Genomic DNA, 12,041 nt, shown 5'->3' on the forward strand with positions numbered 1-12,041 from the left:
GAGGTGTTCGTCGAGGTTCCGGACGCGAGTTGGGCGGATATCGGCGGACTCGACGACGCCAAGCGGACGCTCCGGGAGACCGTGCAGTGGCCCCTCGAGTACGCGGCGGCCTTCGACCGGGTCTCGCTGCGCCCGGCCACGGGCGTGTTGCTGTACGGGCCGCCCGGAACCGGAAAGACGCTGCTGGCCCGCGCCGTCGCCAACGAGGCGCGGTCGAACTTCATCTCGGTCAAGGGGCCGGAACTCGTCGACAAGTACGTCGGCGAGTCCGAGCGCGGGATTCGAAACGTCTTCAGCACGGCCCGGGAGAACGCGCCGACGGTACTCGTCTTCGACGAGATAGACGCTATCGCCGGAGCCCGCGGCGAATCGGGAGAGACGGCCGTCGGAGAGCGAGTCGTCTCGCAGTTGCTGACCGAACTCGACGGGCTCGAGGCGCTCGAGGACGTCGTCGTTCTGGCGACGACCAACCGGCCGGACCGGATCGACGACGCGTTGCTCCGGGCGGGGCGGTTCGAACGACACGTTCGCGTCGGCGAGCCCGACCGAACCGCCAGGCGGGAGATCTTCGAGGTTCACCTCCGGGATCGTCCCCTCGCCGGCGACGTCGATCTCGACGCGCTCGCCGAGCGAACCGAGGGCGCCGTCGGCGCCGACATCGAGGGACTCTGTCGCAACGCGGCGATGAACGCCGTTCGCGACTACGTCGAGGACTCGAGGGGAACCGGCGGCGAAGCCGGAACGGTCCCCGGCCCCGAGGCGATCGAGGTGACCGCCGCGCACTTCGATCGGGCGCTCGAGTCGACGGCCGAGGGACGAGCGGACGAGTTCGTCCGACGGGAGGGCGAATTCGACGCGTTCCTCGACGGCGAGTGAGCCGCCGAACCGAGAGGGGCGACCACGGATGCTAAGTAGGAGCATCGCTAGTGCTTGTGTATGTCTCCCAACCTCCCTCACGTTCGGCTCGGCGAGGACGCCGCGAAACGCGGCGACGGCGAGACCGACGCCGGTCCCGTCAGGACCGTCGAGTACCTCAACTACGAGGTGTTGAGCCAGCGCGGGTGGGACATCGAAGACGACGACCTCTTCGAGAAGGCGGCCGAGGCCGACCTCGACGACGTCGATCACGGACGGATCGAGGTTAGCGGGCGCCGATACATTCTCGACGCGGCCGAGGACCAGGACTACGAGTGGCCCTACGAGTGCCGCGCCGCGTCGTGTGCCAACTGCGCCGGGATCGTTTACGAGGGCGACGTCGAGATGGATATGGATCTCATCCTCACCGAGGAAGAGGTCGAGGAGCGACGGATCGTCCTCACGTGTCAGGCGATTCCCCGAACCGACGAGGTGAAACTCGTCTACAACGCGATGTACCTCGACTACCTGCAGGATCGGGTCATCGGCGTGCGAGAGGTGTAGTCACGGCGACCTCTGGGAGGTCAGAGTCAGGACTCGAGGCTCTCGATGGCGTCCTCGAGCCGCTTCGAGGGGGACCGGTCGGTGACGATCTGTTCTTGCTGGTAGGCGCGGATAGGCTCGGGGTCGACCTCGACGTCGGCGTCGGCGAGCGCGTCCAGCGCCGTCGCGAGCACGACGGTCTGGAACTCGAGTCTGGCCTCGAGTTCGTTGACCTGCTCGAGGGTTTGCTCGGAGAGGTCGGTGAGCGACTGGGAGAACTCCGAGAGGTTCGCCTCGGCCTGGTCGAGTCGCCGCTCGCCGAGGCTGATCGTCGCGAAGTTTTCGAGTTCGTCGACGTCCTCGGACATCTGCGCGAGTTCGGACTCGACCGTCTCGAGTCGGTCGTCGACGACGCGTTCGATGTGCTGATCGATCGGCGTCGTCTTCGAATCCGCTTCCTCGCTCGAGTCGGACGCGGACGCGGTCCCCTCGACGGGCTCGTCCGCGGAGACCGCCCCGTTCTCGTTCGTACACGTGAGTACGTGGCTCTTGTACGGACCCGGTGCCGGGTACTCCTCGCCGCAGTGTGCACACTCTGGCATACGGGCACAATCAACACGGTCGTGTAAATACCTTTAGCTCGCATTTCAATTCTAGCGCGGACGAAACGAAGCCGGCCGAGCGTGACGGCTACGTCGATTCCTCGACCTGTTCGGTCGTCTGAAGGATAAAGGTGCGTTCCGGCGGCGGCGCGGCGTACAGTTCGACGTCGTTGACGAGGCGGTAGTACTTCCGGTTCCCGCGCCGGTAGTGGTCGACGAGTCCCGCCTCCTCGAGGACCGAGAGGTGGTGTACCGCCGACTTTCCGTTCATTCCGACGGCCTCGGCGAGCTCGGACACGTACTTCGGTTCCCGGGAGAGCTCCCGGATGATCTTCAGGCGTCGAGCGTTTCCCAACGCCTCGAGCAGCGTCATGAACTACCGTACACGCACGCGGTAGTTAGTGTTACCGTCGCTCCCGGGCCCGTCACGCACTTTTATATATCGACGGCGTGGTAGTCGGAACCATGGGGAACAACGTCGAGTTTCCGGACGACGAACGGCCCGAGCGACGGGTCATCACGGACGGGTTCTTCGAGCAGGAGATCTATCTCTCGAGAACGGAGACGGCGAGTTTCCTTCGCGAGATCGCCGACGCGCTCGAGGACGACGCGTCGCTGACGATCTCGGGGAGCAGCTGGGAGATCCCCTTCGAGTACCGCGAACCGATCGAGGTCGAGATCGAGTTCTCCGGCCAGCGCAGTTCGGAACTGGAGATCGAACTCGAGTTCGAGCAGGCCAGGGAGGGGAGCGACCTGCGGGTCGAGTGAGCGGGACGTGATCGGGCCACGATACTACTTCGGCGTCTACCACTGGCGTCGCCGTCTCCGATCGATCGGCGTCGACGCGATCTCGATCGTGGTCGCGGCCGTCGTCGGGGCCCGGACGCAATGTCGAGGGCGTCGGTTCGTCGCGGCCGCGATCGCGACGGTCGCGGCCGTCCGCACCGGGCGGACGCTCCGTCGGCTGGGCGCTCCGCCGCCCTGGTCGCTCGAGCGCGCGAAGTACGACGCGCTCGCGAGCCGGCTTCCGTTCGATCGGTCGGATCGGGTCCTCGACGTCGGCTGTGGAACGGGACGATCCCTGGTGGGGCTGGCTCCCCACGTCCCCGACGGCGTCGTGGTGCTCGGTCTCGACGTCTTCGACGATCGCATCATTCTGGGGAACGGACCGCGACTGGCACGTCGAAACGCCGCCCGCGCCGGGCTGGCGGTCGAACCGATCGCCGCCGACGCGGCGACGCTCCCGCTCGAGACCGATTCGATCGACATCGCGACCGCGTGTCGGGTCTTCCACGACCTGCCGGCCGAGAGCGCCGCGGCCGCGCTCTCCGAGCTGCGGCGGGTCTGTGCACCCGACGCGACGCTCGGAATCCTCGAGTTGCCGCTCGTTTCGGACGGCGTCGAGGGCGACCCCGACCCGGAGGCGTACTGGTCGGATCGCGTCCTCGAGGCTGGGTTCGAGATCGAGACGCTCGAGCGCCTCGAACTGTCTGGTCGACCGGAGCCGTACGTCGTCATCGTGGCGCGGCCGGCTGCCGATCCCTGATCGGTCGACGGCTCGAAAAATACGACCGCCGCGGATCCTCACTCCGACAGCGAGAAGACGGCCAGGCGAGTGTCGCGGCCGCCGGAACCGCGTCGGAGCCAGCCGCTGCCGCCGACCTGGATCGCGACGTACTGCTTCTCGGTGTCGGGGTCGTACCAGCTCATCGGGCTGGCTGCGATCGACGCCTCGCCGAGGTCGTACTCCCAGAGCCGATCGCCGGACTCGCCGTCGTAGGCGATGAAGTCGCCGTTCTGGGTTCCGGTGAAGACGACGCCGGTCTCGGTCGTCATCAGTCCGCCCCAGATGTAGGCTTCGCTCTCGATCCAGTCGCGCCAGATGCGCTCGCCGGTCTCCGGGTTGATCGCGACGATGGCGCTGATCTTTCCGTTGTAGTCGTCCGGCACCGCCTCGGTCTGGTCCTCGAGGATGCCGCCCCAGTACTTCTTGCCCTCCTCGTACTCCTCGAAGCGCCACCAGGCCTCCTGGGGCGAGTTGTTCATCTTCATGTACGCGAGCCCGGTCTCGGGGTTGTAGGCGGGCGGTTGCCAGTCGTTCCCGCCCATCGCACCCGGCATGAACGGCATCCGGCGCCCCTCGTCGATGTGGGGGATCATCCGGTACATGTTCAGCTGCTGGACGCCGGGCTCGCTACGTTCGATGAGTTCGCCCGTCTCGGCGTCCATCGTGTAGACCCAACCGGTTTTCCCCGCCGAGACGACGACGTCTTTGGTCGTGTTGCGGTGTTCGATCTCCATGTCCCGGATGAGGATCCGGGGCGCCGCGGAGTCGTAGTCCCAGACGTCGTGGGCGACCTCCTGGTGGGACCACAGCCGCTCGCCGGTGTCCATATCCAGCGTCAGCGTCCCGCAACTGTTGCGGTTCGGCCCCGGTCGGACCGAGCCGTCGAAGTCCGGACCCGGGTTGCCGATCGGAAGGTAGAGCCGGCGCTCTTCGACGTCGATCGTCGCGTTCATCCAGTTCGTCGCGCAGGACTGGTTGATGCTGTCGCCGACCCACTCGGTCTCGGGCGAGGTCCAGGTGTGCCACAGTTCCTCGCCGGTTTCGGCGTCCAGCGCCGTGTGGAACCCGCGAACGCCGTACTCCCCGCCCGCGCTGCCGGTGAAGATCATCCCGTCGAACGCGACCGGGGCCCAGGTCGCGGAGTACCCCTCCTCGTGGTCCGCGGTCGAGGTGTACCACGCTTCCTCGCCGGTGTAGCGATCCAGCGCGACGACCCCGGAATCCAGCGTCGTCATGAAGACCTTGTCGCCGTAGGCGGCGACGCCGCGGTTGTTGTCGTCACAGCAGAGGACGACGTCCGAGGGGACGGCGTAGGTGTAGCTCCAGAGGATGTCGCCCTCGCGGGCGTCGATGGCCTTCACGTGGTTCGGGCCGTTCGACTGATACATGATCGGGGGATCGCCCGGCACGATCAGCGGCGTCCCCTCCATGCTCGAGCCGGCGCCGACGTCGAGGATGTACTCGACCTCGAGGTCGGCGACGTTGTCGGGCGTGATGACGTCGGCGGTCGTGCGGCGGTGTTGCCCGTAGTTGCCACCGTAGGTGAGCCAGGCCTCCGGATTATTGCCGGACTCCTGGATCATCTCGTTGGTGACGTCGAACTCCTCGATCCGCTCGATGTCGTGTTGGTGCGTGACCGATTTGTCGGGGGAACCCAGTACGCGGAACCCCTGGTCAGTCTCCCTTACAACCGTATCCTTTGCGGCCTGTACGGCCCTGTCTTCTTCGAGTGACATTGATGATTACCTCGCTTCGGATGGCGCGCGCATCTCTTCGGTGATCCAGAACACGTTCTTGCAGATCTCCTCCTGGTTGACGATCGTGATCGCCGCCCCGGCGGTGATCGCGGCGGTCAGCTGCGAGTCGGTCAGCCCGTCCTGGCGGGTGATCTCGAGGGCCGCCTGCGCCAGCAGGTAGAACCCGCCCAGCAACGCCTTGACGTCCCAGTAGCCGTCGTCGAGGATCTCGTCGGTGACGAGGACCCGGTTCTGCCAGAGGTGGACGTCTAACGCGTCGATCCACAGCAACGCTCCGCCCGCCGCCCGCTGGTGGAGCGGCGGGACGTGTTCGACGCCGAACTCCACCTCCTCGGGGATCTCCCGCGTGGGAACCCACCGCGCGAGCCTATCGTTGTTGTTCGTGACGTCCATCACCAGTGCGATCCGTTCCTGCTCGTCGAACCCGAGGGCCTCGAGTTCCGCGGTCAATTCGTCCGAACCGATCAGCTCGTGGGCCGTCCCCGCGATGTGCTCGGGCGTGAACCGCGGCAGGTTCGCCTCGAGGCTCTCGAAGAAATCGACGTCGACGAGGTGGTCGTAGATCTCCCAGCCGGGTTCGGCGAGCTCGCGGTAGAGCACTTCCGCCTCGGTCTCTCCCTCCGGGATCCCCTGCTCCCGGACCTCCGGCAGTCGCTCGAGCTGGTCCGAGAGCGCCTCGAGCTCCCGCTCGAGCAACTCGGCGTCTACCCGTCCGGAGAGGTCGCTTCGAATCGCCTCGCCCATCGAGGCGAACTCGGGATCGTCCACTTCGTCCACTTCCCGCCGAAGCCGCTCGATGGTCAACGGATCGCCGTCGTCCACCCGTTCGACGTCCAGCGTCCGTGCGAGCTGGCGTTGCGCCTCGTCGGTGATCTGTGCCGTCGTCATGCGTCGTACTCCCGATATCGCCTGTCGTGTCCCTTGTTTTCGTCTACCATGCCATGTGTGTGGCCAACCTACACTATCTTAGACCTTATTATAATAAATCTACAACTAGTACGGGGAATTATCTGTTTCGAGCCGTCGCTCTCGAGTTTTCGAGACCGCTCCCTGCTCGCTCACGAACCCGATCGCGTTTCGACAGCCGGTACGTGTAGAACGTCAACCGGTGGTCGATACCACCTCGAAGACGTTCCTCCACGATCCGAGACCGTCCCCCGATTCCGAGGAGCGGTACTTAACCGTTCGTCCAAATGATTTATATCCACTTTCCGCGACACACTCTATGGGTGAGAGTGTGAAACACACGCAATGTACGCGACGCGGCGTCCTCGCCGTCGGCGGCGGGATCGCCCTCTCGGGGTGTGTCGGCCGGCTCGGCGGAGGCGAGGAGACGCCCTCGGACGAGGGAGTCGATGGGGAGTCGGTATCGCTGTTGCTCAACTGGAACCTGGGCGGCCTCCACGCGCCCTACGTCGCCGCCCGCGAGGAGGGGTTCTACGAGGCGGAGGGATTCGCGAACGTCGAACTCGAGAGCGGCGACGGCTCGGACTTCGCTGCGAACCAGGCCGGGCTCGGCAACACCGAGTTCGCCGTCTCGAGCGCCGACCAGATCCTGGCGGTCAACGACAACGAACTGTCGCCGCGCGCGGTCGGCATCGTCATGCAGCGGAACCCGAACGTGATCTTCGCCGACCGCGAGGGGTTCGGGGAGCTCGCCGATCCCGAGCGGCTCGAGGGCGCCACCGTCGGGAGCGGCCCCGGAATGGTCCGGACGATGGCCGAGGCCTACCTCGATCGCTACGACCTCCTCGACACCGTCGAGTACGTCGACTCCGGGTTCGACACCGTCCAGCAGCTACTGGCCGGCGAGATCGACGTCGCCGCCGGCGTGTTCGGCGACGTCGTCGACGCCCGCCACCAGGGCAGGGAGATCGACGTCCTCGAGATCCACGACGCCGTTCCGTCCTACGGCCACCTGATCGCGACCGAGGAGTCGTTCGCCGAGGACAACCCTGAGACCGTCGCGGCCTTCCTCCGGGCGACCGCGAGGGGGACCGTCTGGGCGACGCGAAACCCCGAGGAGGCGATCGACCACCTCGTCGACGTCCAGCCCGAACTCGAGGAGACCCGGGAGAACCAGTACGAGAAGTGGGCGGAGATGCACGCCGGGTACGTGCGCTCGGAGACGGTCGAGACCGAGGGGTGGGGCGCGAGCGCGCCGGAGCCCTGGGCGGAGACCCGCGACGTGCTCGCCGAGGCCGGCGTCCTCGAGTCGGAGGTCGATCCGAGCGAGGTCTGGACGAACGAGTACCTCGACGACGAGGACGAGTACGTCTCGGCGTTCGCCGACCGTATCGATGGGTGACCGCACCGTCGGACCCCTCGGCTCGGACCGCCCCTCGCGATGATCGACGAGCGCGCCGAGCGACGCGACGGCTGCGGGCTCGAGGGCGTTCCCGAGGGCCGGGACGGGCTCGAGCGGTCGCGGTCGATCGCCCGCGGGGTGGCGGTGCGGCTCCTTCCGCCGTCGATCGTGCTCGCGGCGCTGCTGGCCGCGTGGCACGGGTTCGTCCTCGCTCGCGACGTGCCGACGATCGTGCTCCCGTCACCGGCCGCGGTCGGCGCGGCGCTGGCCGAGACGTATCCGACGCTGCTGGCCGACGCCGCCGTGACGGCGGCGACCGCCGGAATCGGACTCGTCGCGGGCGCCGTCGTCGGCGCGGGGCTCGCCTTCGCGATGGTCCGCTCCCGGACGGCGGCCGAGACCGTCCTGCCGTACGTCGTCGCGCTCCGGATCGCGCCGGTGATCGCGATCGCCCCGCTGCTCTTTCTCTGGTTCGGCCGCGGGATCCCCGCACGGTCGCTGGTGGTCGCGACGCTGACGGTGTTTCCGATCACGATCGCGACCCTCGACGGCCTCCGCGGGACGCCCGAGCCCTACCTCGAGCTGGCGCGGACCGTCGACGCGTCGCCGACCGCCGTCTTCGTCCGGATCCGCGTCCCCGCGGCCGCGCCGAGCGTCTTCGCCGGGCTCAAGATCGCCGCGACGCTTTCGGTCGTCGGGGCCGTCGTCGCCGAGTTCGTCGCGCTCACTGCCGGCCTGGGCTACAGGGTGTTCGAGACGGCGGCGTACCTCCGAACGGCCGAGACCTACGCCGCCCTCGTCGTCCTCTCGCTGGTCGGAATCGCCTTCTACCTCGTTCCGGTCGCCCTCGAGCGCCTGCTCTGGCAGTAACCTCCCGCCGTCGGTTTCGGCGCAGTCAGTCGAGAGCCTCGAGGCCGAGTCGGTCGTGGACGTACCCCTGCGCGACGGCGACGAGGCCGTACAGCGCCAGCCCGACGATCAGCAGGACGACCAGCGCGGCGAGCATGACGTCCGGACGGACGTTCTCCGATCCGGACAGGATGAGAAAGCCCAGGCCGTCGTCGGCGACCACCCACTCCGAGACGACGGCGCCGACGACGGCGAGGGTCACCGACTGTTTCAACCCGGCGAAGACGTCGGGGATCGCGTACGGGACGTCGACGTACAGCAGGCGCTCGAGCGGCCCGGCCCCGACCGATCGCAGCAGGTCGCGGTGGGCCGCCGGCGCCCGATCGAGTCCGGCGGCCGCGTTCAACACCAGCGGGAAGAACGTGATGAGCGCGACGAAGACGATCGCCGTCGCCGTTCCGGTCCCCAGGTAGATGAGCAACAGCGGCGCCACCGCGAGCTTCGGGAGGACCCTGACGGTCACGAGGTAGGGGTAGACGGCTCGCCGAAACCACGGCACGTAGGCGACGAAGACCGCGAGGGCGACGCCGGCGCCGATCCCGATCGCGCCGCCGTAGACGACCTTCTCGAGGGTTGACACCGCGTTCGCGAGGTACAGCTCGGGGTTTCCCGCCAGCCGCGCGGCGACGGTGGCGGGCGACGGAAGGAGAAACGACGGAATCTCGAGGAGGCGTGCGAGCGCCCACCAGAGCGCGACGCCGGCACAGAGCGCGGCGGTCGGATAGACGACGTCGCTGCCGGCGATCCGACCGGTCTCGGCGCGTTCACTCATAGCTCTCGTGGAGGGTTCGCCGGACGGTCGCGACCTGCTCCTGAAACGCCCGGGACCCCAGCGCCTCCGCGTCCCGCGGGCTCGGCAGGTCGACGTCGAACGTCGCCTCGATCCGACCGGGACGGTCACACATTACCACGCACCGATCCCCGAGGAACACCGCCTCGGGAACGCTGTGGGTGACGAAGACGACCGTTTTCCGCTCTCGCCGCCAGAGCGCCCGGATCTCGACGCCGAGTTCGTCGCGGGTGATCTCGTCGAGCTCCCCGAACGGCTCGTCCATCAACAACACGTCGGCGCCGAGGTGGATCGCCCTCGCGATGGCCACGCGCTGTTTCATCCCGCCCGAGAGCGCGGCGGGCCGCGCGTCCTCGAACCCCTCGAGACCCATCGTCTCCAGCAGGGCGCGAGCGCCCGCACGATCGGGCGGCTCGTCGGCCAGCTCCCGGAGGAAGACGACGTTCTCGAGCGCGCTCTTCCAGGGGAGCAGGGTGTGTTGCTGGAAGACGAACCCGATATCGCCCGTCTCCTGTGCCGCCGACGGGGGGCGATCGTCGACGGCGACGGTCCCCCGAGTGGGCTCCTGGAGCCCGCCGATCGCCCGAAGGAGCGTCGTCTTGCCACAGCCCGAGGGGCCGACGACGGTGACGAACTCCCCGTCGTCGATCCGGAGGTCGACGTCCGCGACCGCCGTGAACCCGTCGAACGTCACCGTGAGGTTCTCGAGGTCGATCACGGTTCCCTCGCGAGCAACCCGCCCTGCTCGAGGGCCGTTCGCAGCCTGTCCCAGGTTCGCTCCCGCTGCCACCCCCAGCCCCGCTCGCGGGTGTCGTCGCTGCGCCCGAACTCCTCGAGCGCGCGCTCGAACGTCTCCCGGACGCGGTCGGGCCGGTCGTCGCCCCGTTCGGCGATCCGTTCGGCCGCCCGGTCGGCCCCGCGGATCGCCTCGCCCCAGCCGCCGACGGTACCCGCCAGAAACGCCTCCAGCGACGGCCGCCGTCGCTCGAGCGCCCGCTCGCGGACGACGATCGTCGGCCCGTAGATCGGGAAGTGATCGGTGGGAAACAGCGTGTCCACGGTCTTCCCCCGCTGCTCGAGCTCCCGCGGATCGGTGATCGATCCCGTCACGACGTCGGCGTCTCCGGACAAAAGCGCCGTCCGTTCCTCGCCGCCCGTCTCCTCAATCTCGAGGTCGTCCTCGAGGGCGGCCTGCGAGACGAACAGGCGACCGAGGACTCCGGTCTCCGAGCGGGCGGGCATGCCGATCCGCCGACCCCGCAGCTGGTCGACGCTCCGGAGTTCCGCCCCGAAGACCTCGCGGGTGGAGTAAAGCACCGCCATCGCGCGCTGGTAGAGGACCGCAATCGGGACGACGGGGATCTCCGCCGCCCTGGCCCGGAGCACGGTCGCGGCCCCGGCGAGTCCGACGTCGGCGTCGCCGGCGGCGACCGCGTCGACGGCGCGCCGGGAGCCCTCGTGGTGATCGAACTCGACGTCGGCGCCGTACTCGTCGTACCACCCCGCCTCGACGGCCGCGTAAAAGGGAACGTGGAGCCCGTTCGGACGCCAGTTCAGCGCGACCGAGAGTTCGGACGTACCCGATCGCTCCGAGTCGGATTCGGACTCGGTTTCCGAGCGCTCGAAGATCGTCTCCGCCCGCTCGAGCAGCGCGGTCGCGTGGGCGTCGTACGCGCGGCGGCGGCTCGAGGCGAGGTCGGTCGTCGGCGTCCACGCCGAGGGGGGACGCCCCGTCGCGTCGGTGTCGACGGTCGAGCGCTCGATCAGCCCGTCGGCCTCGAGCCTGGCGACCGCGTCGCTGATCGGCGACCGACTCAGCTCGGTCCCGACCCGTAGCCGGAGCGTCGTCGCGGGGTCGTCCTCTCGCTCGGCTCGCAACAGCAGGTACGCCAGGACCCGCGCCGACGTCCGTCCCAGCCCGACGGCGAGGTCGTCGACGACGGGCCGATCCGCGTCGTCGAGCACCCAGAACGTTCGCGAACGCATTCGTCGTAACAGATCATGTGGGACCGCATAAGGATACCCCCGGTTCCGGTCGGCTCTCGGTCTCGGGAGTCGGCGGGCCCTGTCGGTCCCCGCGCGCTCGTCGTCCCGAACGGGCCGCAAAACGGTCGGTGGTCGCTACCGGTGGTTCGTCGCCGTGTGGTCGACCCGCGAGGGGTTGACCTTTCCGTGCTGTTCGAGCTCGTGGGCGTTGAGCCGCCGCTGGAGGTCGGCGCTCGAGGTCACGGCGAAGTACGTTTCACAGACTTGGCATTTATCGACGAGTAGATCGTTCGAACTCATAGTAGTCAGGGTCGAATACGGGGTCGTTCGAAGCCTTCGACACTCGAGCAAGGGACCTGCGAGAGATGACGAGCGCGGTTGCGTTCGCCGGTGGCTTTTCACCGGTCTCGAATGCACCGAATGCCGTGGTAGAACCACTCACTGCGGCGATAACGGGAAGAACCATGATCGTCAGCCGCGGACGCCGAGTCCACCCGAGGGTTCTTTTACCACGGGTGTCAATATCTATCTCATGGATCCCTACGGCGACGACCTGCGACTCCCGAGGGCGCGTCTCGAACCGGAGGAGCGGGCGACCGTCCGCTGTCGCGACTGTCGAGCGACCTTTCCGCGGAGCGACGCCGCGGCCCCGACGAAGGGAACCCTTCGCTGTCCCGAGTGTCACTCCGAAGCGATCGGCGACGTCGACTGACGGCGAGCGTTC

At 67.9% G+C, this 12,041-nt stretch carries 15 protein-coding genes; 7 read left to right on the forward strand and 8 right to left on the reverse strand.

What is annotated here, in order from left to right; genetic code table 11:
- Both C492_RS13220 and fer read left to right on the forward strand, forming a co-directional pair.
- Positions 1-876 (forward strand): ATP-binding protein (locus C492_RS13220; RefSeq protein WP_008424361.1); only part of this gene is annotated, 876 nt, incomplete at its 5' end.
- A 60-nt stretch (positions 877-936) separates the two neighbouring features.
- The gene (fer, locus tag C492_RS13225; RefSeq protein ID WP_008424364.1) at positions 937-1,419 is read left to right on the forward strand and encodes a ferredoxin Fer; all 483 of its coding nucleotides are present in this window, start codon (positions 937-939) and stop codon (positions 1,417-1,419) included.
- A gap of 26 nt (positions 1,420-1,445) precedes the next feature.
- Here the strand turns inward: fer and C492_RS13230 are convergent, their stop codons facing one another.
- Together C492_RS13230 and C492_RS13235 are read right to left on the reverse strand one after the other, a co-directional pair.
- On the reverse strand, positions 1,446-2,000 hold the full coding sequence (locus C492_RS13230) for a hypothetical protein (RefSeq protein ID WP_008424366.1): 555 nt from the start codon (positions 1,998-2,000) through the stop codon (positions 1,446-1,448).
- An 88-nt stretch (positions 2,001-2,088) separates the two neighbouring features.
- Positions 2,089-2,373: an ArsR/SmtB family transcription factor gene (locus C492_RS13235; RefSeq protein WP_008424367.1), complete on the reverse strand. Its 285-nt coding sequence runs from the start codon at positions 2,371-2,373 to the stop codon at positions 2,089-2,091.
- A gap of 92 nt (positions 2,374-2,465) precedes the next feature.
- Between C492_RS13235 and C492_RS13240 the strand changes: the two genes are divergently transcribed.
- The gene (locus tag C492_RS13240) at positions 2,466-2,768 is read left to right on the forward strand and encodes an amphi-Trp domain-containing protein (protein WP_008424369.1); all 303 of its coding nucleotides are present in this window, start codon (positions 2,466-2,468) and stop codon (positions 2,766-2,768) included.
- Positions 2,769-2,775: 7 nt separating this feature from the next.
- Positions 2,776-3,546, forward strand: coding sequence for a class I SAM-dependent methyltransferase (locus C492_RS13245; RefSeq protein ID WP_008424371.1), 771 nt, complete (start codon positions 2,776-2,778; stop codon positions 3,544-3,546).
- Between the two features lie 38 nt (positions 3,547-3,584).
- Here the strand turns inward: C492_RS13245 and C492_RS13250 are convergent, their stop codons facing one another.
- On the reverse strand, positions 3,585-5,303 hold the full coding sequence (locus tag C492_RS13250) for a pyrroloquinoline quinone-dependent dehydrogenase (RefSeq protein WP_008424373.1): 1,719 nt from the start codon (positions 5,301-5,303) through the stop codon (positions 3,585-3,587).
- Positions 5,304-5,309: 6 nt separating this feature from the next.
- Positions 5,310-6,212 (reverse strand): hypothetical protein, encoded by a 903-nt coding sequence (locus C492_RS13255; protein ID WP_008424375.1) that lies wholly within the window; start codon positions 6,210-6,212, stop codon positions 5,310-5,312.
- A 337-nt stretch (positions 6,213-6,549) separates the two neighbouring features.
- Here C492_RS13255 and C492_RS13260 point away from each other — a divergent pair, with 337 nt between their 5' ends.
- Positions 6,550-7,632 (forward strand): ABC transporter substrate-binding protein, encoded by a 1,083-nt coding sequence (locus tag C492_RS13260; protein ID WP_008424377.1) that lies wholly within the window; start codon positions 6,550-6,552, stop codon positions 7,630-7,632.
- A 39-nt stretch (positions 7,633-7,671) separates the two neighbouring features.
- Entirely contained in the window at positions 7,672-8,502 is an 831-nt protein-coding gene (locus C492_RS13265) for an ABC transporter permease (protein ID WP_008424379.1), read from the forward strand.
- A gap of 25 nt (positions 8,503-8,527) precedes the next feature.
- Here the strand turns inward: C492_RS13265 and C492_RS13270 are convergent, their stop codons facing one another.
- The 4 genes from C492_RS13270 to C492_RS24665 all read right to left on the reverse strand — a co-directional run bounded on the left by C492_RS13270 (position 8,528) and on the right by C492_RS24665 (position 11,617).
- Positions 8,528-9,313 carry an ABC transporter permease gene (locus tag C492_RS13270; RefSeq protein ID WP_008424381.1) on the reverse strand — a complete coding sequence of 262 codons (786 nt, stop codon included), beginning with the start codon at positions 9,311-9,313 and terminating at the stop codon, positions 8,528-8,530.
- The gene (locus C492_RS13275; RefSeq protein ID WP_008424383.1) at positions 9,306-10,049 is read right to left on the reverse strand and encodes an ABC transporter ATP-binding protein; all 744 of its coding nucleotides are present in this window, start codon (positions 10,047-10,049) and stop codon (positions 9,306-9,308) included. The genes C492_RS13270 and C492_RS13275 overlap by 8 nt, the downstream gene beginning before the upstream one ends.
- Complete coding sequence (locus C492_RS13280) at positions 10,046-11,317, reverse strand: ABC transporter substrate-binding protein (protein WP_008424386.1); 1,272 nt, start codon at positions 11,315-11,317, stop codon at positions 10,046-10,048. The genes C492_RS13275 and C492_RS13280 overlap by 4 nt, the downstream gene beginning before the upstream one ends.
- Before the next feature lie 135 nt (positions 11,318-11,452).
- Positions 11,453-11,617: a hypothetical protein gene (locus tag C492_RS24665; RefSeq protein ID WP_008424388.1), complete on the reverse strand. Its 165-nt coding sequence runs from the start codon at positions 11,615-11,617 to the stop codon at positions 11,453-11,455.
- A 232-nt stretch (positions 11,618-11,849) separates the two neighbouring features.
- On the opposite strand from C492_RS24665, the gene C492_RS13285 reads away from it, so the two are divergent.
- Complete coding sequence (locus C492_RS13285) at positions 11,850-12,029, forward strand: hypothetical protein (RefSeq protein ID WP_008424389.1); 180 nt, start codon at positions 11,850-11,852, stop codon at positions 12,027-12,029.
- Positions 12,030-12,041: the final 12 nt, after the last annotated feature.

The organism is Natronococcus jeotgali DSM 18795, assembly GCF_000337695.1.
In the GTDB taxonomy this organism is placed as follows: domain Archaea; phylum Halobacteriota; class Halobacteria; order Halobacteriales; family Natrialbaceae; genus Natronococcus; species Natronococcus jeotgali.